Annotated in this window: 19 protein-coding genes; 9 read left to right on the top strand and 10 right to left on the bottom strand. The window is 57.1% G+C overall.

Features of this window, described 5'->3' with window-relative positions; translation table 11 throughout:
* Positions 1–42 precede the first annotated feature (42 nt).
* Positions 43–990: a glycosyltransferase family 2 protein gene (locus HMPREF2779_RS02790; protein WP_105360770.1), complete on the top strand. Its 948-nt coding sequence runs from the start codon at positions 43–45 to the stop codon at positions 988–990.
* A gap of 12 nt (positions 991–1,002) precedes the next feature.
* The gene (locus HMPREF2779_RS02795; protein WP_105360771.1) at positions 1,003–2,250 is read left to right on the top strand and encodes a glycosyltransferase; all 1,248 of its coding nucleotides are present in this window, start codon (positions 1,003–1,005) and stop codon (positions 2,248–2,250) included.
* Positions 2,251–2,337: 87 nt separating this feature from the next.
* Here HMPREF2779_RS02795 and HMPREF2779_RS02800 read toward each other — a convergent pair whose 3' ends face one another.
* From HMPREF2779_RS02800 to rfbA, 4 genes are all read right to left on the bottom strand, one after another.
* Positions 2,338–2,646, bottom strand: coding sequence for a PqqD family protein (locus HMPREF2779_RS02800; RefSeq protein WP_070686317.1), 309 nt, complete (start codon positions 2,644–2,646; stop codon positions 2,338–2,340).
* The gene (locus HMPREF2779_RS02805; RefSeq protein ID WP_070686320.1) at positions 2,643–3,500 is read right to left on the bottom strand and encodes a nucleotidyltransferase family protein; all 858 of its coding nucleotides are present in this window, start codon (positions 3,498–3,500) and stop codon (positions 2,643–2,645) included. Before HMPREF2779_RS02805 ends, HMPREF2779_RS02800 begins: the two co-directional genes overlap by 4 nt.
* Before the next feature lie 112 nt (positions 3,501–3,612).
* Positions 3,613–5,085 carry a tyrosine-protein kinase domain-containing protein gene (locus tag HMPREF2779_RS02810; RefSeq protein ID WP_070686322.1) on the bottom strand — a complete coding sequence of 491 codons (1,473 nt, stop codon included), beginning with the start codon at positions 5,083–5,085 and terminating at the stop codon, positions 3,613–3,615.
* 96 nt (positions 5,086–5,181) lie between these two features.
* Complete coding sequence (rfbA, locus tag HMPREF2779_RS02815) at positions 5,182–6,042, bottom strand: glucose-1-phosphate thymidylyltransferase RfbA (protein ID WP_105360772.1); 861 nt, start codon at positions 6,040–6,042, stop codon at positions 5,182–5,184.
* 74 nt (positions 6,043–6,116) lie between these two features.
* Between rfbA and rfbB the strand changes: the two genes are divergently transcribed.
* The 7 genes from rfbB to HMPREF2779_RS02850 all read left to right on the top strand — a co-directional run bounded on the left by rfbB (position 6,117) and on the right by HMPREF2779_RS02850 (position 13,227).
* Positions 6,117–7,115: a dTDP-glucose 4,6-dehydratase gene (gene rfbB, locus HMPREF2779_RS02820; protein WP_105360773.1), complete on the top strand. Its 999-nt coding sequence runs from the start codon at positions 6,117–6,119 to the stop codon at positions 7,113–7,115.
* Positions 7,115–8,539, top strand: coding sequence for a dTDP-4-dehydrorhamnose reductase (gene rfbD / locus HMPREF2779_RS02825; RefSeq protein ID WP_070686328.1), 1,425 nt, complete (start codon positions 7,115–7,117; stop codon positions 8,537–8,539). Before rfbB ends, rfbD begins: the two co-directional genes overlap by 1 nt.
* 243 nt (positions 8,540–8,782) lie before the next feature.
* Positions 8,783–9,403, top strand: a complete 621-nt coding sequence (locus HMPREF2779_RS02830) for a 50S ribosomal protein L25/general stress protein Ctc (protein WP_005506952.1) — start codon at positions 8,783–8,785, stop codon at positions 9,401–9,403.
* 187 nt (positions 9,404–9,590) lie between these two features.
* Positions 9,591–10,178, top strand: coding sequence for an aminoacyl-tRNA hydrolase (gene pth / locus HMPREF2779_RS02835; RefSeq protein WP_005506954.1), 588 nt, complete (start codon positions 9,591–9,593; stop codon positions 10,176–10,178).
* A gap of 188 nt (positions 10,179–10,366) precedes the next feature.
* Entirely contained in the window at positions 10,367–11,665 is a 1,299-nt protein-coding gene (locus HMPREF2779_RS02840; RefSeq protein WP_105360774.1) for a cysteine desulfurase, read from the top strand.
* 64 nt (positions 11,666–11,729) lie between these two features.
* Complete coding sequence (sufU, locus tag HMPREF2779_RS02845) at positions 11,730–12,200, top strand: Fe-S cluster assembly sulfur transfer protein SufU (protein WP_049355035.1); 471 nt, start codon at positions 11,730–11,732, stop codon at positions 12,198–12,200.
* Positions 12,201–12,729: 529 nt separating this feature from the next.
* Positions 12,730–13,227, top strand: a complete 498-nt coding sequence (locus HMPREF2779_RS02850) for an FAD synthase family protein (protein WP_005508886.1) — start codon at positions 12,730–12,732, stop codon at positions 13,225–13,227.
* A gap of 152 nt (positions 13,228–13,379) precedes the next feature.
* Here the strand turns inward: HMPREF2779_RS02850 and HMPREF2779_RS02855 are convergent, their stop codons facing one another.
* From HMPREF2779_RS02855 to HMPREF2779_RS02875, 6 genes are all read right to left on the bottom strand, one after another.
* On the bottom strand, positions 13,380–13,877 hold the full coding sequence (locus HMPREF2779_RS02855) for a DUF2505 domain-containing protein (RefSeq protein ID WP_049327953.1): 498 nt from the start codon (positions 13,875–13,877) through the stop codon (positions 13,380–13,382).
* Positions 13,878–14,135: 258 nt separating this feature from the next.
* Positions 14,136–14,846, bottom strand: coding sequence for a glycosyltransferase (locus HMPREF2779_RS02860; RefSeq protein ID WP_105360775.1), 711 nt, complete (start codon positions 14,844–14,846; stop codon positions 14,136–14,138).
* Between the two features lie 276 nt (positions 14,847–15,122).
* Complete coding sequence (gene pssD / locus HMPREF2779_RS02865; RefSeq protein ID WP_049327955.1) at positions 15,123–15,605, bottom strand: PssD/Cps14F family polysaccharide biosynthesis glycosyltransferase; 483 nt, start codon at positions 15,603–15,605, stop codon at positions 15,123–15,125.
* Positions 15,606–15,806: 201 nt separating this feature from the next.
* Positions 15,807–17,039, bottom strand: coding sequence for a Wzz/FepE/Etk N-terminal domain-containing protein (locus HMPREF2779_RS09115; RefSeq protein WP_049355037.1), 1,233 nt, complete (start codon positions 17,037–17,039; stop codon positions 15,807–15,809).
* Positions 17,040–17,105: 66 nt separating this feature from the next.
* Entirely contained in the window at positions 17,106–19,100 is a 1,995-nt protein-coding gene (locus tag HMPREF2779_RS09120) for an oligosaccharide flippase family protein (RefSeq protein ID WP_233992224.1), read from the bottom strand.
* Positions 19,097–20,452 (bottom strand): O-antigen ligase family protein, encoded by a 1,356-nt coding sequence (locus HMPREF2779_RS02875; protein WP_105360776.1) that lies wholly within the window; start codon positions 20,450–20,452, stop codon positions 19,097–19,099. The genes HMPREF2779_RS09120 and HMPREF2779_RS02875 overlap by 4 nt, the downstream gene beginning before the upstream one ends.
* Positions 20,453–20,467 lie beyond the last annotated feature (15 nt).

Consider the following 20,467-nt stretch of genomic DNA (forward strand, 5'->3'; position numbering starts at 1 on the left):
ATTCCCAACGGACATCCTCTCACTCAAACCCGAAGGAAAAATATGACGACTACCCACCGTTACAAGGCTGCGGTTATCATCCCCTCTCGCGGTGGTGCAGATATTCTGCATTACCCGCTGGATGCGCTTGCCGCCCAGACAGAGAAGGACTTCCAGGTTATCGTGGTCCTCGACGGAGATATTGACAACAGCGAAGCTGTGCTTGACCGCTACATTGCGGAAGGCAAGCTGAACCTGACCAAGATCGTTTTCGAGGAGAACCGCGGTCGTGTGGCAGCGCTGAACGCTGGCCACCGTGCGGCTGATGCGGATATCCTCATCCGTTGCGATGACGATCTTGAGCCTGCTGCCGACTATGTCGAGGCGCAGATTCGCCTGCACCGTGATTATGACGGCGTAATTGGTACCTTGAAGAACGTGTACCCGGACACTCCCTATTCTCGTGTGTACGGTAACTTCCGCGATGCCCGATTCAAAGAAGGTGCCCTCAGCGTAGCTGAAGAGGGCCGTTGGCTGTACTGGAACGGTAACTCGTCTATTTCTGCGGAGTACTTTGACCGTACCGGCGGATACGATTCCGCGTACCGTCTCTACGGTTGGGAAGACGTAGACATGGGCAAAATGGTCCATGACGTTGGTGGCCACATCATCATCTCTGATGAAGTTGAGGTCAAGCACTATGCAGAGGCTACCACCACTGCAGTGCGTGCCCTGCGTGCCCTACACTCGGGTTCTGCCCGTACCATCTTCGTGCGTAAGCACGGCGATGCGGCGCACCCTGCCCCGAACCCGACCGGTCTCTGGGGTTTCTTGGTCAAGACTCTCGCTCGTTTCACCACCGAGAAGACCATCAAGGCTCTGGGAGACGCGAGCGATAAGATTCTGCTCAAACTGCCCGCTAAGGCGGCTGAGAAGCTTGTGGCACTCCAGGTTGAGGCTGCATCTTACGCCGGTATTCACTATCCTGAGCGCGCTCAGAAAGTTTTCTAGGAGGAAAAGAAAATGTCACTCACGCAGCTCTTGACCTCCGCTCCGTTTACCGGACCGAAGAACCCCGACGCGGTGCTTGCAGATATCCCGAAGAGCCTCAAGAAGCTTGGCCGCCTGGCGCGCCGTTACGTGCCGCTGGTCAAGCCTGAGGCTACTGAAGAGATTGCAATTGCCCACGACTATCTGACTCAGCGCGGCGGCGCGGAGCGTGTTGTTCTGGCGATGCACCGTGCGTTCCCGGACGCACCGATTTACACTACTCTGTACGACCCGGAGGGTACCTTCCCCGAGTTCAAGGACGCGAAGATTATCACAAGTCCTTTGAACAAGATTGGTTATCTGCGTCGTAACCACCGCATGGCTCTACCGATTCTGCCGTTTGCTTCTTCTTTCTTGAAGGTGCCGGCTGAGCGTGCTGTGGTGTCGACGACCGGTTGGGCGCACGGCTTCAACTTCGCCGGCCGTAAGTTCATTTACTGCCATTCACCGGCGCGTTGGCTGTACCTGAGCGATCAGTACCTGGGCGAGAAGAGCAGCGGCCCCGTACCGCTGCTGCTGAAGACCCTGCGTCCTGGTCTGATGCTCTGGGACCACTGTGCGGCTCACCGCTCGGCGGTGTACGTGGCGAACGCGAGCATGATTAAGAAGCGCATCGAGAACGTGTACGGCAAGAAAGATGTTCCGATTTTCTTCCCGCCGCACTCGGTAGACACCACCGCACCGGTTGAGCCTATCCCAGGTCTGGAAGAGTTCACCGAATCGGATGATTATTTCCTGGTCGTTTCTCGCCTGTTGCCCTACAAGAATGTTGATAAGGCTATTGAAGCCTGCAACAAGTTAGGTAAGAAATTGCTGGTGATTGGTCGCGGTCCGGAGAAGGAACGCCTGGAAGCGCTTGCGGGCCCGACCGTTCGTATCGTTTCGGGCGTTTCGGACGCGCAGCTACGTTACGCGTACCGTCATTGCCTGGCACTGCTGGCTATCTCTTATGAGGACTTCGGCATTACTCCGCTGGAAGCGGGTGCTAGCGGCAAGGCCGTGATTGCCTACCGTGCGGGCGGTTTCCTGGATACCATTCAGGAAGGCAAGACCGGTATGTTCATCAACCAGCCGACCGTGGAGCAGCTGGTGGAAGCTCTCAAAGCTTTCAACCCGGATGACTGGGATGCCGACTACATCCGTGAGCACGTTGACGGTTTCTCGGAGGCTCGTTTCATCACCCGTCTGAAGAGGTACGTGCAGGCTCTGCCCGAAGACTAAAAGACCTAGACAGCTCATAGAAGAAGGCGGGGCGGTAGAACTATATATAAGTTCTACCGCCCCGCCTTCTTATGCATTCTGAGAGCCTTAGCGGGCTTCTAGGAGCCCCTTGGAGAGCAACTCGGGAATAAAACCCTCGATCTGCGGTCCCATAATCTCTACCGGCTGTTCATACATTTCGCAGAGCGCATCGATAGCATCCTGCAGAGACATCGGATCTTCAAAAATACTCCAAATAATGGAGGCTGAATCCTGAAGAACAGACAACTCACCGTTGGCAAGATTCGCGAGATAAGTTGCCGTGGGGGAGTACTTAGTGAACTCTTCAGAATGAACGTACGCGATGTTCTCGGGGATACCGTATACGGTCTGACGGGAATCTACTGGATTGCTCATTTATTCACCTTGATTCCGAAACGCTCAAAGAACTTTGCACGTATCTCTGCCTTAGTGGGAGTGCGTCCCAGCTGCATCGCCAGATGGTCCTTATTCACGAGGAAAATATTCTTGAGGGTGCGTAGCTTATCGTGCAGGGTGGTCGCCGACTGCAGGCGCCCAATCCACTGAATATAGTGGGGCACATCCTGGGAGACCGACAGCCACAGCAGGTAGTCGCGGTTGTCACGGTACTGCTCTAGACCGCCCATAGCCGCGCTATATGCGAGGGATGAGTCAAGCTCCTCCGCGCGGGCTCGTAGGCGCTGCCAATCGCTATAGGAGAGCAGAGAAACCAGATAGTTAATATCCGCGCTGTAGCGTGATGCCGCACGGGCGCGGTGAAGCACCACGAGAAGACGCGCGTCCAGATCACTGGGGACAGTGCAGGGACGGTGAGCAATCATGCGGGTCTTACGTGCAGCCCAGACGCGGTCAAACGCCTTCTCATAATCGCCGTGGCGTCCAAGACCGGGGAAGAAACGATGAATATCGGTCAGGCCCCATGAAGCGTGGTAGAGCGTCATTGCGTGCTCGAACACTGAGCCTGTCTCGAAGTGCGCTTGAATACGCCATCCATCTGCCAGAAGAATCTCTACAAAACGGTCCACATGAGAGGGACGGACCAGCAGGTCAGCGTCGGAGCTGTACCTACCCTTGCGGTAAATTTCCTGGGAGAAAGCGTAGCCTTTGACATGCAGAATATCGATGGAGTGCATGTCAGCCATTCGCTGGAAGTAGGCGTGCGCAAGCCGAATCCGTGCCGCCAGAGGAGTAGTCTGCGGCTCCGGGGTATTGGGTGAGTGAGTGGTCACAATAGCCTTTCGGTGCACATGTATACCAGATAAGTATAAGGCGGGACGGGCAGAAAAACTGCCCATCCCGCCCCTAAGTCGCTCCCTATAGTTTAGGGCGCTTATTACGTTATTACTTCTTAGCCGAGGACTTCTTCGACGACTTCTTGTCGCCTTCCTTGCCGTAACCGTAGTAGGTTGCATAACCAACGTAGGCGCTTGCGTAACCGAAGCCGTAGTAGGAGTTACCCAGGCCCTTACGGGGCGCACGGTTCAGAACCATACCGAGGAGGTTAGCGTTGACCTTCTTCAGGATGTTGGAAGCTTCAGTCATCTGCTCACGGTGGCTTCGGCCGATAGAACCAACGAGAATCACGCCATCCACGGAGTGGGAGAGCAGCGAAGCGTCGGTCACGGGCAGTAGCGGCGGAACGTCAACGACCACGATGAACTCTTCGGAGAGCTCGTTAATCAGCTGGCGCATCTTATCCGAGCCCAGAAGTTCGGAGGGGTTCGGGGGGATACGGCCTGCAGGCAGGACGAAGAGGTTCGACTCACCGAGCTGGTGTACAGCGTTAGCAATCTCAACCTGGCCAGCCAGAACCTGGGTCAGACCGACCTTAGCGTCCAGCTTCAGCTTCTTAGCCACGGTCGGGCGGCGGAGGTCGGCGTCAATGAGGATGACGGGCGAACCCGCATCAGCCATTGCGCGAGCCAGCGACAGCGACACGGTCGACTTACCTTCACCGGGCACTGCGGAGGTGACGATGAACGAACGCGGGGGAGTGTCAACATTCACGAAGCGTAGGTTGGTGCGCAACTGACGAATGGATTCCTGAGCGATATGGTCGTCGGTGTCACCGTTAACGATATTCTCTTCGTTCAGGTCGTCACTGATGGGCAGAACACCGAGGATGCTTGCGCCGGTTGCCTTGGTAGCGTCGTCACGGGTACGGATGCGCTGATCCAGTGCACGGCGCAGGAAGATTGCCGCGTAGACCAGAACCAAACCGGTGCCAGCACCGATGAGCACGTTCTGCTTGTAGTTCGGAGCTACCAGCGGCGGGTTCACGCTCGCGTTATTCAGCGGAATCACGCGAACGGTGTTGCCACCAGTTGGAGAAACAACAGCATTGTCGCCGTTTACCAGAGCCTGAGCGTTACCGGGGTTCTGCTCAATTTCCTTGATGTAGTCGGCAGTAGCCTGCAGAGCACTGTTAGCGAGCAACTGTGCGTTCTTCGGGGAAGAAGCTTTAGCGTTCACGGTAATCAGTGCAGCATTTTCACCTGCAGTTGCGGTGAGGCTACCGCGAATTTGACCGGTGGTCATCGACAATTCGGGGTTGTTCTGCTTAATCTTCTGTGCCACAGCCTCGGAAGAGACGATAGCAGCGTAGGAGCGAGCGCGCTCCTTAGCGGCTGTAGAGCCCGAGAGAACATCCACTGTACCGGACTCACCCACGGTCACGTAGCCCGAGGATGATGCAGCGTAGACCTTCGGCTGAAGAGAGGCATAGCCGAAGCCCGCTGCGGCACCGACAACGATGCCAATAATCAGCAGCCAGAGGTTAGCCCTCGTGGTGCGGAAAAATTCCAAGATGGTCATGGTAGTGAGAATACTCCAGAAAGTTTGAGTTAGTGTACCTGCAACGTGGAGTGTTGTTGCAGGCGGTGAAGGGATGCGAAGATCCCCTGGTGTTTATTAGCGGAGCAATCCGAGCAGGTAGCTACCGTAACCACTCTTGACGAGGGGGGTAGCAATGTCGCGCAACTGCTCATCGGAAAGCCAACCGTGGCGCCATGCAATTTCCTCCGGGCAACCAACTGACAGGCCCTGACGGCTCTGAACAGTGCGGATGAAGTTAGTGGCGTCAGCGAGTGAATCAAAGGTCCCGGTGTCGAGCCACGCGGTACCACGAGGCAGAACCTCAACCTTCAGTTTACCCTGTTCCAGGTAGACGCGGTTGAGGTCAGTGATTTCCAACTCACCGCGCGGGGAAGGCTTGATCTGACGTGCATACTCTACAACCTTCGAGTCGTAGAAGTACAGGCCCGGAATAGCGTAGTTGCTCTTGGGGTTTTCAGGCTTCTCCTCAATGGACAGTGCATTGAAGTCCTCATCGAACTCCACCACACCGTAGGCGCGAGGATCAGCAACCTGGTAAGCAAAGACGGTCGCGCCGTCCTTCTGCTCGTAGGTGGCAAGCTGAGTGCCCAGGCCGGGGCCGTAGAAGATGTTGTCACCGAGCACGAGTGCTACAGGGTCGTTGCCAATAAAGTCGGCACCGAGAATGAATGCCTGTGCCAGGCCATCCGGAGAAGGCTGCACCTTGTATTCGAGATTAATACCGAAACGGGAACCGTCACCGAGCAGTCGCTGGAACTGCTCCTGATCGGTAGGGGTGGTAATAATCAAAATATCGCGGATACCCGCCAGCATGAGAGTGGACAGCGGGTAGTAAATCATCGGCTTGTCATAGACCGGAGTAAGCTGCTTGCTAATACCCTGAGTGATAGGGTGCAAACGGCTTCCGGTGCCGCCGGCAAGAATAATTCCCTTCATAACTTCTTATTGTGTCATGTTTATCTCTTCGTTGAGGCATAAAAATTGCTATTTAGGCAGGTAAAATATACCGTATGGCTCACATTCTTGTTACCGGCGGTGCTGGTTTTATTGGTTCGAACTTTGTTCACCACCTCATCGATAACACTGATCATACTATTACTGTGCTGGATAAGATGACCTACGCCGCAAACGCTGCGTCTTTGGAGGGTCTTCCTGAATCCCGCTTCAAGCTCATCGTAGGCGACATCGCCGACCGCGAGCTGGCTGACGAACTGGTCGGCAAGGCAGACGCTGTTGTCCACTACGCTGCGGAATCGCACAACGACAACTCCCTGTCCAACCCTGAACCGTTCATTCACACTAACCTCATCGGTACTTTCAGCCTCCTGGAAGCAGTCCGTAAGCACGGCACTCGCTACCACCACATCTCCACCGACGAGGTCTTCGGCGACCTCGAGCTGGACGATCCGGCAAAGTTTACCGAAACCACCCCCTACAACCCCTCTTCCCCTTACTCCTCCACTAAGGCAGGCTCCGACCTGCTCGTGCGCGCATGGGTCCGCTCCTTCGGTATTGAAGCAACCATCTCTAACTGCTCCAACAACTACGGCCCCTACCAGCACATCGAGAAGTTCATCCCCCGCCAGATTACTAACATCCTCTCGGGTCTGACCCCGAAGCTGTACGGCGAGGGCCTGAACGTTCGTGACTGGATTCACGCATCCGACCACTCTTCTGCTGTGCTGCGCATCCTGGAGCAGGGCAAGATTGGTGAAACCTACCTCATCGGTGCAGACGGCGAAGAGAACAACATCATCGTTCTGCGCACCATCCTGCGCCTGATGGGCAAGGACGAGAACGACTTCGAGCACGTGGTTGACCGCCCCGGTCACGACCTACGCTACGCAATCGACGGTAGCCGCCTGCGTGCAGAGCTCGGCTGGGAGCCGAAGTTTACCGACTTTGAGTCCGGTCTTGCCGACACCATTAAGTGGTACACCGAGAACCGCGGCTGGTGGGAGCCCCTGAAGGCTGAGGTTGAGGCGAAGTACGCAAAGGCTGGCCAGTAATGACCAAGGAATTGAAGGTTACTGAAACCGAGATTCCCGGCCTGCTCATCATTGACCTGCCGGTTCACGGTGATAACCGCGGCTGGTTCAAGGAAAACTGGCAGCGCGAGAAGATGGTCGCAGCCGGTCTGCCCGACTTCAACCCCGTCCAGAACAACATCTCGTTCAACGCTTCGGTAGGTACCACCCGCGGTATCCACGCCGAGCCGTGGGATAAGTACGTTTCTGTCGCGACCGGCCGTATCTTCGGCGCGTGGGTTGACCTGCGTGCCGGCGAATCCTTCGGCAAGGTCGTCACCGTGGAGCTGGGCCCGGACACCGCAATCTTCGTGCCCCGCGGCGTGGGTAACTCCTTCCAGACCCTGGAAGAGAACACCGCCTACACCTACCTGGTGAACGACCACTGGTCGGCGGACGCAGTATCCGGCTACAGCTTCCTGAACCTTGCCGATGAGACCGTCGCAATCGACTGGCCCATCGACCTGGCGAAGGCAGAGCTCTCCGAGAAGGACCGTAACCATCCGCGTCTGAACGAGATCAAGCCCCTGGAAGCCGACCCGATCCTGATCATTGGCGCGGGCGGTCAGCTCGGCACCGAGCTGGTTCGCCAGCTCACCGAGCAGAACGTACCCTTCCTGGCTGTGGATCGCGACCGCCTCGACCTGGGCAAGCCCGAGCAGTGGCGCGACGCATTCCGCTGGCGCTCCTTCCGCGCGGTCATCAACGCTGCAGCATACACCGCAGTGGATCAGGCAGAAACCCCCGAGGGTCGCCGCGACGCCTGGGCAACTAACGCCCTGGGCGTGAGCGCTCTTGCCTCCATCTGTGAAGAAGCTAACCTGCCGCTGGTTCACGTATCCACCGACTACGTCTTTGACGGATCCCTGCCCCTGGGCGAGGAATACCCGGAGGATTACCCCCTGGCACCGCTGAGCGTCTACGGCGCGTCCAAGGCTGCCGGTGAGGTTGCCGCTACCGCATGGCGTAAGCACTACACCCTGCGCACCAGCTGGGTTGTTGGCGCTGGCAAGAACTTCGTTGGCACCATGGCATCCCTGGCTGAGCGAGGTATCGACCCCTCCGTGGTCGCCGACCAGTGGGGCCGCCCGACCTTCACCCAGGACCTGGCAGCAGCAGCCCTGCACCTGCTCTTCTCCGGCGCTGAATACGGCACTTACAACGTGTCGAACACCGGTGAAGTCATCAACTGGGCACAGTTCGCTCGTGCAGTGTACGAGGGCACCGGCCACGACCCGGCACGAGTGAGCGACACCACCAGCGAGGAATACTTCGCCAACGCTGAGCTCTTCGCTCACCGTCCGACGAACTCGGCAATGGACCTGTCCAAGCTGATTGCTGCAGGCTTCACCCCGCGCGATCACCGCGAGGCGCTCGCCGCCTACCTTGCAGAAATGGGCTCCTAATCCTCTAGGATTTGGCCCTATATCTGCTGACAACAGCATAAAAGGCGTGAAAAGCGCCATATCACAGGTTCCCGGCCCTTGAAGAAGAGCCGGGAACCTGTACAATATTGTCTTGGCCAAGGCGGTGGAATACACGAAACGTGTAGGTCCGTAACTGACGGTGGCTGGTTGGAAAGAGATTTCTGGCGCCAGTCCCTATTCCACTTGGCGCATAACTTCTAACCAAGAAAGGGTGGACAACTCATGTCAGATACCATCAAAATTTCAGCTACCGTACGTAGCGACTTCGGCAAGGGCTACGCGCGCCGCATCCGCATGGCAGGCGACATCCCCGCCGTCATCTACGGCCACGGCGAAGAGCCCAAGCACGTAGTACTCCCCGGCCACGCAACCACCCTGGCTGCCCGCGTCCCCAACGCTATCCTCGACCTCGACATCGAAGGTGAATCACACCTCGCAATGATCAAGGACATCCAGCGTCACGCAATCCGCCCCGAACTGCAGCACATCGACCTGCTGACCGTTAAGCGCGGCGAGCGCGTTGAGATCGAGGTTCCTGTACACGTTGAAGGCGAGCCCGCTGTTGGCGCCGTTGCTAACCAGGAAGAAACCGTTCTTCTGGTTGAAGCTGACGCACTGAAGGCACCCGAAGCTTTGACCGTGAGCATCGAAGGCCGCGAAGCTGGCGCTCACGTTCTGGCATCAGATGTTGAACTGCCCTCAGGCGTAACCCTGGTTGCAGACGCTGAACTGCTGATCGTTAACGTTTCTGAGCCCGAGGAACTCGACGTTCCCGAGCCCGGTGAAGAAGGCGAAAACGCACCCGAGGGTGACATCGTTGAAGCTTCCGAGGAATCAGATTAGGCTGGCGAAGCTCACGACTCAGATAACTCAAAGCACTAAGACCGCGCCCTGCGCCTAGCGCAACAGTGATCTGTGGATGGCCCGCCGCTACCTCTCTTCTGAGGTGGTAGCGGGCCATACTCATAGAATGGTGTAGTCCATGAATTTTCTAAAAAACCTTTTACAGCGCCGTGGAAAGGGCGAAGATATGTCTGATGCGTGGCTCATTGTTGGTCTGGGGAACCCGGGCCCGGAGTACGAGAAAACCCGCCACAATATTGGTCAGATGGTTCTGGACGAGCTCGCCAAGGAAGTTGGCGGCAGCTTCAAGAAGCATTCCAAGGCCTCCGCGGTTGTGGTGGAGGGGCGCCTCGGTTTTGGTGGCCCCAAGGTCATCCTCATGAAGTCTCTCGGCTACATGAACACCTCCGGCGGCCCGGTCAGCGCCGTCGCCAAGTTCTACGGTATCGACCCCGACCATATCATTGTTGTGCACGATGAACTCGATATCCCCTTCGACACCATTAAGCTCAAGATTGGTGGGGGAGAGGGCGGTCATAACGGTCTGCGCGATATCACCAAGGCACTGGGCACCAAGGACTACTACCGTGTGCGCACCGGCATCGGTCGACCTCCCGGACGCATGGACACCGCAGACTTCGTGCTCAAGCCCTTCAGCAGCACCGAAGCGAAGGACCTGCCCTTCCTCATCTCAAACGCAGCGGATGCAACCATGATGCTCGTGAAGGAAGGCCTGCTGGCAACCCAGCAGCGCTACCACGGAGCAGGCTCCTAGCCCTATGACCTGTGCCGGGTAAATGCGGAACTGGGGTGACGCATGATGCGGGCCGATGCGTGAACTAGGCTCTACCTAACTATGCAAGAGCCCGGTGAGGGAATAAGCTAGAAAAGAATGACGTTATACGCTCCACGACAGGAAAATACCCGACCCGTGGAGCGTATGAGCGAGAGAAGAAGGTACCCGTGGCTGAATACTCCACCCCCGCCAACACCCCGCTGAGCGACGACATCGTACGCCAGCTTCGCCAGGATTTCCTGATCCTCAACACCGAGGTCAACGGGCATCCCTTGGTTTACCTGGATTCGGGGGCGACCAGCCAGAAACCCCTTCAGGTGCTCGACGCAGAACGCGACTTCTACCTGCACGCTAACTCCGCAGTACACCGCGGTGCCCACACCCTCGCGGTCGAAGCAACCGACCTGTTTGAGGATGCGCGCATTACCGTCGCGAACTTTGTTGGTGCCACTGACGAAGAGATCGTGTGGACCTCCAACGCAACCGAGGCACTGAACTTGGTTGCCTACTCCATTGGTAACGCCTCGCAGGGTATTGGCGGTCCCGCCGCTGAGCGTTTCGCGCTGGGCCCCGGCGATGAAATCGTCACCACCGAGATTGAGCACCACGCGAACCTCATTCCCTGGCAGATTCTTGCCCAGCGTACCGGCGCAACCCTGCGCCACATTCCCTCCACCGAGGACGGTCAGCTCGACTACGAAGCTGCCGAGGGCATCATCAACGAGAAGACCCGCATCGTGGCGTTCACCCACGTTTCGAACGTGACCGGCGCGATTACCGACGTGCCCCGCATGGTCGCCATGGCTCGTAAGCACGGCGCTCTCGTTGTGCTGGATGCCTGCCAGTCCGTGCCGCACATGCCCGTAGACTTCCACGCCCTGGACGTCGACTTTGCGGCGTTCTCCGGCCACAAGATGCTGGCACCCACCGGTATCGGTGCCCTCTACGGCCGTGCGGAACTGCTTGAGGCTCTGCCACCCTTCCTGACCGGTGGCTCCATGATTACCCGCGTGGGTCTGCAGGACGCCGAGTACATGCCCGCCCCCATTAAGTTTGAGGCGGGTACCCAGCGCGTCTCCCAGGCGGTAGCTTTCGCCGCCGCTGTGCGCTACCTGCAGCACCTGGGTATGGAGAATGTTGAGGCCTGGGAGCACGAACTGGGCGCTCGCCTGGTTGAGGGTGTTCAGAAGATTGAAGGCGTGCGTCTGCTCGGCCCCGCCGACCCCTCCAAGCGTGCTGGCTTGGTAGCCCTCGCAATCGACGGCGTGCACCCGCACGATGTGGGGCAGCTGCTCGATACTCGGGGCATCGCCGTGCGCGTGGGTCACCACTGTGCCCAGCCGCTGCACCGCTACGCCGGCGTGACCGCGTCGACCCGTGCCTCCACCTACATCTACAACACCACCGAAGATGTGGACGCTTTCCTGAAGGCACTCGCCGAGGTACGCCCCTACTTCGGCTTTTAAAGCAGACGCGTTAGAAGCTAACGCCCCAATTTTTCAGCATACCAACTGACGGAAGAAGATCACCGTGTCTCTTGAATCCCTGTACCAGGAAATTATTCTGGAGCATTCCAAGCAGCGTAGCGGCGAGCACCTCGTAGAGGTACCCGCCGGTCACGCAAGCGCCGATAACCACCAGTACAACCCCACCTGCGGTGACGAAATCAACCTGCGCGTGGTGCTCTCTGACGAGCTGAAGGATGGCGAGAAGACCATCGAGTCAATCTCTTGGGAAGGCGACGGTTGCTCCATTTCGATGGCTGCCGCTTCTGTGCTTTCTGAGATGGCTCCCGGTATGACTATCTCCGAGCTGCAGAGCCACGTGGATGCGTTCCGTGAGATGCTACGCTCGCGTGGCAAGGTGACTCTGGACGAAGAGGAGTACGGCGACATGGCGGCATTCTCTGGCGTTTCGAAGTTCATGGCGCGCGTGAAGTGCGCAATGCTCTCGTGGGTTGCTGTTGAAGAAGCTACCAAGGAAGCAGCAGCCAAGAACTAACTCTTCGCTGAGAATGTAGGCGGAAACGGCGGGGGAGTAGCTAGTATTTGAACGCCAATCGAAAATACCGAATGGCTACTCAACCTAAAATATTGCACGAGAACGTAAGCATGTGCGGTCAAAGCCTGCAGAAAATACTGGCTAAAACTCTTCGCTAAAATCTAGCGGTTAATTGTTTATCTATATAAGCTTTCTTTGATTTCAAGCGACGTATAGAAAATATGAGGCGGATACTACACTGTATCCGCCTCATATTTATATCTTTCCCTTTTTCCTCCAAAAAGGTGACTGGTAAAATAAAAGGACGAAGGGCGCCCAACCAGCACCCTCGAGAAACTCTTTTCGGACCCGCATACTCTGGGACGACAGAGAGAAGAAATAGGGCAATAATAAGAAAATATTTTCTCAATATTGCACATTCTTCACTTATTCTTAGGCTCTCACCCCAGACTGCGGATATGTTTCTCACCCTCCGGTACCTCAACCACACCGGAATACCCATCGCCGCTACCAACCACAAGGAAGCCCCATGATTATTGGCTACGCCGCAGGCGCCTACGACCTTTTCCACTACGGCCACCTCGAGATTCTCCGCAAGGCCAAGGAAAACTGCGACTACCTCATTGCAGGCGTTGTGCACGATGACGTCCTGGAAGTGACCAAGGGCCGCCGTCCCGTCATCCCCATCGAAGAGCGTGCCGCTATCGTCAGCCACATCGACTACGTGGACGAAGTGCACGTCGAAACCACCCCCGACAAACTCGAAACCTGGAAGCAGAAGCCCTTCAACGTCTTCTTCAAGGGCGATGACTGGAAGGGCACCGACAAGGGCAACGCCCTCGAAGCACGCTTCGCAGAGGTCGGCGTGGAAGTACACTACTTCCCCTACACCGAGCACACCTCCAGCACCAAGCTCCGCAAGGTCGTTGACCTGCTCGAAGCAGAGCACGACCTGCGCGTAGAGATGCGCCGCTTCGCCGAGCTGCTCGGTGAGCGCGAGTACTCCGAGGCGATTGTCGCTTCCTAACGTGCATAGGCCCTTATCAGGGCGCTAGAGCTCATAGAGACACATAAAGAACAGAGGATCCCCGCCGTAATTACTTACGACGGGGATCCTCTGTATATTGGCGTATCTAGCCGTATATCAGCTACACCTCAAAGGCGAGCGTCTCATAAGCTTTAGCGCTGTGCCAGCCACTTCTCAGCGGAGGTGCCCAGAACCTTCAGCACACGGCCAACCTGCGGCTCAGCAGCGGCAGCAATCTTCTTGCCCACCAGCGGGATGGAGCAGGAAACCTCACCGTTGACGTCCAGGCGGGTCTTGTCACCCTCGGGAATCAGGTGCTGGGTAGCCTGAGCGGACACGGGTACGCCGTTGACCTTCACCTCGGTGGAGACGGTGCGTGCACCATCAGCTGCCGGTGCGCTCACGGTGTCCACCTGGGTCATGGAGACGCCGCTACCGACGAACTTACGAGCGATGTCCGGTACGCGATCAGCGGGCACGGTGCGCTCGGTGGTTGCGGTGAACTCAGCGGAGGTGTCACCGGAAACGGAGAAGCTGTTGAACTCAACGCCAACCTCGGAGCAGACGAAGCGTGCGAAGTCCTCGCTGGAGAACGCCTCGATAACCTGCTCAACGCTTGCGTTGATAACGGTCGATTCCTGAACTGCCATAATTGTTCCTTTCGTAGTGCGCGAAAACCCCGCGCATTATCCCTTACTAAGGATACGGTGCGCGGGGTTTCGCAACCAATGTAAAGACGCGAATCCACCTGAGAATATGCCGTGAACAAGGGAAAACGTTCGCAGCCTCTCACAGGGGGGTGGAGGATTCGCATGCCGGTCTAAAAATGCGGGAAACACCTCCGAGTGGCTCCCACAACGCATCACTAAGGATGCTGGGTTTAGAAAGCTAAAGCTTTTAGACGCTGGTTAGGTGCTAGGAGCCATTGCGTCGATGCGAGCCATCTCAGCCTTACCCGCACGGTGTGCGCGAGCAGCCTGCTTCAGGCGACCCCAGAAGGAATCCTTGCGGTGGGTCTTGCCAGCGAGCAGATTCTGCAGTTCCTCGCCCAGCTGCGCTGCAGAAATCTCCGGGGTGGAGATGTAGGGCTCAGCGGTGCGGAACAGAGAGGGGTTCGCCAGAGCAAAATCCAGCTTGTCGAAGAGGTCTTCGCGGCTTTCAACAACAACAGCGTGACCGCGCTTCTCCATCAGAGCGGTGAAGGGGACCTGGTGGTTGTCAACGACCTCGTCGAACTCTGCGCGGCGCGGAACAGCCAGGGGCAGAGCGCCGGTGCGGCGTGCATCCTGGATGGAACCGGGGCCGCCCTGAACCAGCACTACGCGTGCGGTTGCGTAGTAGTCCAGCAGTTCGGAGGCGGGAAGAAGCTTAAGGTTGTCTGCGTGCTTAATGGGCGCAGTGTGGCCGTGCTGCACGAGGCAGGTGACCTGCGGGTGAGCCTCAAGGTAAGCCTCAACCCAGCGCAGAAGACGATCAAAAGTGTGAACGTCGGTGCCGAGGGACACCACCAAATCGTAAGTCTTGGTAGGAATACGAACGGGCGCGACGGCAGGGGTAAATACGGGCAGGTCGAACTTGGAAGTATCAACACTGACGTGGGGGAAGTTCTGAATAGACATCGCCTATTCCTCTCTATGTATTTATCGGTAGTAACCCCGTATACCTGACGCAAAAATCCGGAGGGCATCATGGGTATACGCGGCGGCGTCGTGCCGGAGAAAATGGTGAGTAATCTCCGCATACGCTTCTCTGGCGAGTGGTTAGTTCGCTTGGATGGTGAGTCCACAGTGGAGCGCACGACTTATGCGTATCTGTATGTTTAATAAATACTATACCCTGAAAATAACGCCCCCAGCACACACGGGGACGCCATTTCCAGGATAAATTCATCACTCTTAGAAAATGGGATGAATCACACGAGAATCAGGGAAATTCTCCTGCTGCTCCTCACTCTGAACAATAATTCGATCAGCAAAGGTGTACAGCATCTTGCCGGTCATCGTCGGCAGAGTCGGGCGGTCAAAACACTCAATATAAAGAGTCTTTACGCCAAAAAGTTTAGCCGCAACAAAGAAAGGAACAGCAACACCCGCACCCGCAGAAACAACCGCATCCGGGCGTTCCTTCGGGAAAATACGAAATGCCAAGAACAAATTACGAATAGCGTTCTTAATATTTCGAGTGGTCGGGTAATACGCCCAATAGGTCTTCTCATCAGCAAGAGAAGATTCAACATCGGGCTGCTTAAAGCTAACCCACACACGGTCATAATCCTGCCACGCAGCAGAAGTAGCCGTCAGATGCTTCAAGTGTCCGCCACTGCTAGAAACCAGCAGAAGCTTCTTCTTCGGTGCCTGAGAGGAAGTTGCCTCAGTCATAGTGTTCTCCTAAAGCCCCAATACAAGAGAAAAATAAGAAGAGAAGATAAGGGTGAGCTGCCGGGTCCGGCAACACCTGTATCAACAGACCTGCCGCAACAGATCCGCCTCAACAGGCGTTACCTCACCCCACGCTCAAGGACGAAGGACTAACCCGCACAGAAGCGAGGCATCCATCAACAGAAACCCGATTACCCGCAATTACTCGCGGTCCAGGAACACAGCCAGAGCGTTCACGCCCTCAAGCTGATCCAGCTGAGCGAAGAGCTCACGAACCTGCTGCAGAGAAGTAGCCGCAGTCACCGGAATCAGAGCCACGCCGCCAGCTTGAACGAAACGCAGCTGGGTCGACAGGGGAGTAGCGGTGCTCAGGCTAATCACCAGAGGAGTCTCGCTCTTCTCAACCAGCGACTCGGGAGTGTGGCGGGTCAGAGCGTCACGAACCGAAGCGTAATCGGTGAAACGTGCGTACTCAGTGGGCAGAACACGCTGCAGCATCTGGTACAGGTGCTCAACACCGCGGTCGGTGCCGGGCAGAATCACAATGCCGGAAGCCCCCGCGCTCTTCACATCGCCGTCAGGAGCACCGATGGTGCGCAGCAGCATGAACGCGTCATTCGCCTCAGAGGTGGAACCCAGCTCGTGAACGGGGATACCAGCATCCTCCAGGCGATCAGCGTAACCAACGTGACGCATGGTGCGGTCACGACCGTACGCCAGCACAGCACCAATCAGCAGACCGGCAACAGCACCAACAATACCCATCTTCACCGGGCCGAGAGCTGAGGAAGAAGAAGGAACCTGAGCCTCGCTCATCACGCGACCACCGGTAGTGGAAGTCAGCTGAATCTGAGCGCGACGGTCCTGCAACTGAGAGAGCAGACCCGCACGGTTATTGTCACCCTCGAGGGCAGAAATCTGCTCATCAATCTGGTGCAGAGCAGAATCAACACTGCTCTTCAGCGACTCGGAACGAACCTGCAGGTACGCGTTCGCCATAGCGTTAGCGTAACGTGCCGCATCCGTGCCGTTGGGGCGGGTCACCTCAATATCCAGAACAGCAGTCTGGGAGGTACCGGTCACCTTGACGGAGTTCATGAGGCGGCTGGTCAGCTGAGCCTCAGAGAGGGTATCGCCATTAGCAATCAGAGACTTTGCCGCGTTCTGTGCAACCTCGCGAGAGGAAGCAACACGAGACTCGGTCGCAATATCCACCTTCGCGGAGTTAGCGCTACCGGTACCGGCGGGATCAACCACCAGCGGGTAAACAACCAGCGAAGCCTTAGAAGTGTACTTGCTATTGGTCATGTAGCCGTAGACGGCACCCGCCACAGCGAAAACCACGACTGACAGCAGAATTAGCAGAGGGTGTCGGAAAATGCGACGTACCTGGCTGCCAAGGGTAACCGAGGAGGAATGAGAGGTGTTATCCATGAGGACATCCTAGAGGAAGAGAAACGGACACTATATATCGGAGAAAAACGTAGAAGAAGCGGAAGGCTAAGACTTCGCGCGGCGGGCGGAAAGGAAACGCTCAATACCGAGAGCCTTACGGAATCGGTACAGTACCGCACCGTACACCGGCACCAGTAGCACCACGTACACGATGACGCCCAATACGCTCTGACCCAAGAAAGTCAAAGACACCAGAGCACACGCCGTCGGAACAGCCGCACCCAAGAAGAGCGAAGGAGCCATCTCACGGACCGAAGCGCGAATACCCACCAAACGGAACACCTGGTAGCTCGCCAGGAAGGTATCAATCAGCAGAGCCGATGCCCACGCCGTCACCGCACCGTACAGGCCCCAGACCGGAACCAAGGTGAAGTTCAAAGTCACAGCCACCACCAGCGAGGAGAGCTTGTTCAACAGCTGCCAGCGACTCTTACCGCTCATCAGCAGAACAGACTGCACACCACCGGCACTCATCGACAGCATCGCCGCCGGGCAAATCACCCAGAGAATACCGGCGCCAGCCTCAAAACCCTTACCGAAGAAGCCCAGAAGAACCGGACCAAAGAACGCCAAGGAGAGGTAGAACGGCCAAGACAGAGCAGTCAACACGCGAGTAGTCGATAGGAAAATCTCTCGAGCACGATCGAGCTGACGAGTCGCCAACGCCGCACTAATCGACGGGCCGGTCACCACACGTCCGGTGTGCTCAATCATGGCACCCACACGAACACAACGGTTCACAGCACCATAGACACCACCTGCAGCAGCACCTAAGAACGCCGTCACCACCAGCACGTCAATCCACTCCAGAATCGTTTCCACAACGGTTGCGACACCGCGTGCAGAGCTGAAACCCCAGAACGAACGGAACGTCTCAGTCGGAGAATCCTCAGAAGGAAGAACCTCCACATGCTCCTCGTTGGGGAACGCCCGCTCCAAAAGCCACAGGGCAACTACCGCAGTAATCGCCACCGGGATGGTCCAGGCGTACACCAAATCCATGAGCTGACCCGAGAAAAGAACCACCAAACCCACCGCCGCAAAACGCAGAGTAGGAAGCAGAACATTCTGCAGAACCGTAAAAGTCACCACACGATGCAGGCCACGCAGAGCGCCGAAGAACACCGTCATCAGAGCCGCTATCAGCACGAAAGCCGAGCTGACACGCATCGCCGCCTGATACTCCGGAGCCATCGGCACCATTTCGGTGTAGATGTACACACCCGCCACCAGAAGCACCGAAGTCACCAGCGAAGGAATCAGACCGTAACGGATCAGCTGCGGAAGCACACCGTAACGACCCAGCGCACGTTGCGCACTCATCGTACGAACCAAGCCAGTATCCGCGCCGAAGGTCACCAGCGAAATCGCAATCGCGAACAACGCCATCAGACGGAAAAACTCGCCCGAACCCTCAGCACCAATACCGTTCGACACCACCATCGTGGTCACAAACGCGATACCCGCGCCGTACATCACGCACAGAGAAGCAAGAGAGCCGCTCTTCGCGAGGCTGGGCTGCTTAGCCTTTCCGGGAGCTTTCTTAACCGGCACGCTCTTCGCGGATGCGCTATCGGCCTGAGCACCTGACGCGGAAGGCTTAGCCTTCTCATTCGGCGTCTTTTCTTCCTGTGCCTTTTCTACAGACTCAGCAGTAGCCGGGGCAACCCGCCGGGAACCAGCCAGATGAGCACCCGCTACAGCGGTAGCGTTCGCCGCTGAGGAACCTGCTGCCGAAGTACCTGACCCCAAAGAACCTGCCTCCACAGAATCGGGCAACGATTCCTCAGAAGCAAAGCCTCGAGCCGGAGGCACAATCGACAGCGCCGTGGTCGCAGGAAAACGACCGGAACGGATATCGTCCACCGTCGGAGCAAACTCATCAGCAGCAGGCTCAGCCTGCTCCGTCACCGGCTCCACGTACTCGCCGCTCTCACGCAGACGCGCACGGCGGCTAGGATGACCACCCGTCGAATACGCATCCTCGAAAGATGAAACCGCAGAAGTCTCTAAACCACGAGGGGACTGATTCTTCGTCATAGCCCCTCACCATCCCGGATGGAACGGATACACGCCATCGATGCGAGCATCAGAATGGTCAGCTGAGCAATATCGAAACTGTAGAAGATAAAGACGACGCAACATGCGACCGGCACGCTATGCAGCCAGTACCCGGACGTAGTCTTCACTCGCGCGCCGCTTGCCACAGTGCACACCATGAAGAGCGCGAACAGGGCCAGGCCCACGAAACCGAAGCAGAACATCAGAGTCCACAGGTAACCCTGGGTACCCATCGACACACCAATGCTCGGTTCCATACGCGGAGTGCCGTAACCAATAATCGGGGACTCCAAGGTCGCCTTCCAGGTGGCGCTGTATAGCGCCGCACGGCCACCGGTGGAGTCCGAGTAGTCCTGACGACCCAGAATATTGTCCACGGTGCCCGACGCAAAGAGCGTCATAACCACAGCTGCGATTGCCGCAACGCCCATACCCACCGCACGCCAATTAGCCGCCAGGAACTGACGCAGTAGTACGTATGCTGCGCTGATACCCAGACCAATGAACATACCGCGGTTACTGGTCGCAATCGCCGGCACGGTAGAAAGCGCCATACCGATCAGCAACGCAATACGTAGCCAGATGGAACGCAAGCGAAGCAAACACGCCAGCATCACCGGGGTGAGCAGGGTGTACGCCAGACCCCAACTATTCGCGTAAGGGAAGGGCGCGGAGGGGCGAATATACGCCTCGGGCGCACCCCAAGGACGCTGAACCTCAGCCAGGGGAGGAAGCATATAGTCGCGCACCAGCGGGTTCTGCATAAAACCAGCAGGCATGATGAAGCTCATCGGAGTACGCAGACGGAACTCGGGGAAGAGAACACCACCGTAACCCAGAACAATCAGGGTCACCCACAGAGTCGCCAGACCACCCAGCAGCCTATTGATGCTAATAGAGGATCGCGCGTTGTAGTAGTACAGGGCGTAAATGCCGGCACTGAGAATATTTACAAAGCGCAGACCCCAACCAATAATGTCGGTGGAACGGGTCAGCGCAAGGGCCGCAACAACAACCCACACGCAGAATGCGCCCCACACCCATAGGGAGCCGGGCACACGCACATTACCTCGAATAATGAGGTAAAAAAGCATGATCGCTGCCAGTACCAGCGGTGCAATCTGAAGCACACCCAAAGCCCACAGCGCCGGGAAGCCGTACAGCAATGCCAGCAGAGGCCAGGCGGGGAGCTTCTTCTGCGCCGTAGATACCGGGCGGTTACGCGCGCGAGCACGCAGAATACCGCTGGGCGGCGTACTAGCCGACCCCGCGGAATCCTTTAGCGCCACGGGCGAAGCACCCGGATGAGAAAGAACGGAAGAAGAAACCATGTCTGTGCGATACCT

The organism is Rothia sp. HMSC069C03, assembly GCF_001811075.1.
Classification (GTDB): Bacteria; Actinomycetota; Actinomycetes; order Actinomycetales; family Micrococcaceae; genus Rothia; species Rothia mucilaginosa.

Coding starts and splice junctions, on each gene's coding strand:
- HMPREF2779_RS02790 (WP_105360770.1), top strand. CDS start 43: ATGACGACTACCCACCGTTACAAGGCTGCGGTTATCATCCCCTCTCGC.
- HMPREF2779_RS02795 (WP_105360771.1), top strand. CDS start 1,003: ATGTCACTCACGCAGCTCTTGACCTCCGCTCCGTTTACCGGACCGAAG.
- HMPREF2779_RS02800 (WP_070686317.1), bottom strand. CDS start 2,646: ATGAGCAATCCAGTAGATTCCCGTCAGACCGTATACGGTATCCCCGAG.
- HMPREF2779_RS02810 (WP_070686322.1), bottom strand. CDS start 5,085: ATGACCATCTTGGAATTTTTCCGCACCACGAGGGCTAACCTCTGGCTG.
- rfbA (WP_105360772.1), bottom strand. CDS start 6,042: ATGAAGGGAATTATTCTTGCCGGCGGCACCGGAAGCCGTTTGCACCCT.
- rfbB (WP_105360773.1), top strand. CDS start 6,117: ATGGCTCACATTCTTGTTACCGGCGGTGCTGGTTTTATTGGTTCGAAC.
- rfbD (WP_070686328.1), top strand. CDS start 7,115: ATGACCAAGGAATTGAAGGTTACTGAAACCGAGATTCCCGGCCTGCTC.
- HMPREF2779_RS02830 (WP_005506952.1), top strand. CDS start 8,783: ATGTCAGATACCATCAAAATTTCAGCTACCGTACGTAGCGACTTCGGC.
- pth (WP_005506954.1), top strand. CDS start 9,591: ATGTCTGATGCGTGGCTCATTGTTGGTCTGGGGAACCCGGGCCCGGAG.
- HMPREF2779_RS02850 (WP_005508886.1), top strand. CDS start 12,730: ATGATTATTGGCTACGCCGCAGGCGCCTACGACCTTTTCCACTACGGC.
- HMPREF2779_RS02855 (WP_049327953.1), bottom strand. CDS start 13,877: ATGGCAGTTCAGGAATCGACCGTTATCAACGCAAGCGTTGAGCAGGTT.
- HMPREF2779_RS02860 (WP_105360775.1), bottom strand. CDS start 14,846: ATGTCTATTCAGAACTTCCCCCACGTCAGTGTTGATACTTCCAAGTTC.
- pssD (WP_049327955.1), bottom strand. CDS start 15,605: ATGACTGAGGCAACTTCCTCTCAGGCACCGAAGAAGAAGCTTCTGCTG.
- HMPREF2779_RS09115 (WP_049355037.1), bottom strand. CDS start 17,039: ATGGATAACACCTCTCATTCCTCCTCGGTTACCCTTGGCAGCCAGGTA.
- HMPREF2779_RS09120 (WP_233992224.1), bottom strand. CDS start 19,100: ATGACGAAGAATCAGTCCCCTCGTGGTTTAGAGACTTCTGCGGTTTCA.
- HMPREF2779_RS02875 (WP_105360776.1), bottom strand. CDS start 20,452: ATGGTTTCTTCTTCCGTTCTTTCTCATCCGGGTGCTTCGCCCGTGGCG.